Consider the following 1257-nt stretch of genomic DNA (forward strand, 5'->3'; position numbering starts at 1 on the left):
GTTGCCGACCCGCCGCCCGCAATTCGACCCGCCGCAGCCCAAAATCGTGCAGCAGCAGCCTAAGCCGGTCCAGCAGCCCAAATCTGTTCAGCAGCCCAAGCCCGCCCAGCAATCGAAGCCGGCGCGTGAGACGGTCCAGCAGGCCCAGCCGGCAAAACCGGCGCGGCAAGGCCGGCCGGCCGATGGCGGCGATGTGCTGGCCTACGCCAAGCCGGACACGCCTTCGGGCGGCCTTGGCAAGGCGTTCAGGAACCTGTTCAACTCGCCGGGATCCAGAAGCGGCGCCGGCAATGGCGTCGCCGTCTACGATATCAGCGCCGCCACCGTCTACATGCCTGACGGCTCAAGGCTCGAGGCGCATTCTGGCATCGGCGCGATGACGGACCAGCCGCGCTATGCCGACCAGAAGAACCGCGGACCGACACCGCCCAACACCTACAATCTGTCGCTGCGCGAGTCGCGCTTTCATGGTGTGGAGGCCTTGCGCCTGACGCCGGTCGATGGCCGCAACAAGTACAATCGCGACGGGTTTCTGGCCCATACGTATCTGCTTCGGGGCCGCTACGCCCAGTCGAGCGGCTGCGTCGCCTTCAAGGATTATGCGCGTTTCCTCGCCGCCTTCAAGAAGGGCAAGATCAAACGCCTCGTCGTGGTGCCGCGCCTGAACGGGTCGGCTACGCAGGTCGCATCAGCCGCCAGGGGCGTGTAGCGACAAGAGGCTTTCGGGCGTACCTTCCCGCCTGCTCCTGACAGCCTGCTGTCAGGAGCAGCGCTGTCCGGCACGCCTCTCCCCACCGCGCTCTTTCCATTTTGGCCAGGAAATCCCATATTCGGGACATGGCCAAATCTCCCGACAAAAAAACGCCGCCGACGGCGAATGACGACCGCGCCGCGCCGAAGCGGCGCAGTCCGCTGACCGATTTCCTCGACGCTTCGGAGCCGCTGCACAGAGGCGGCTTCGCCGAGATGCCGCAGCCGGAGCTCTCTGGCACGCCGCTGACCGGTTCGATCGCGGACTGGGCCGAGCAGATCGAGCAGGAGGCCGAGAAGGAAGGGCGTCTTGCCGGCAAGGGCGACGGCGGCAAATCGCCGAAGCCGTCGAAGAAGATACCCGAGCGTTCAAGCTCGCCGGGACGCAGTTCGCGCGGCACCTCGATGGGTGGGGCGGCGACGGCGAGGGAGCGCACGGCAGCGGGCCTCAACCCGGTCGCGGGTCTCGACATTTCGCTGGAAGACGCCGAGACCATGGCTTCGGGC

Annotated in this window: 1 protein-coding gene and 1 pseudogene; both read left to right on the forward strand. The window is 66.7% G+C overall.

The features are described from left to right. Positions 1–709: DUF2778 domain-containing protein (locus tag EN893_RS34515; protein WP_164901409.1), on the forward strand; the 709-nt coding region annotated here is incomplete at its 5' end. Positions 710–837: 128 nt separating this feature from the next. Further along, positions 838–1257 (forward strand): annotated as a pseudogene (locus EN893_RS34520) (excinuclease ABC subunit B); the annotation flags it as partial.

The sequence above is a fragment of the Mesorhizobium sp. M7A.F.Ca.CA.004.04.2.1 genome (assembly GCF_004022825.1).
Lineage (GTDB): Bacteria > Pseudomonadota > Alphaproteobacteria > Rhizobiales > Rhizobiaceae > Mesorhizobium.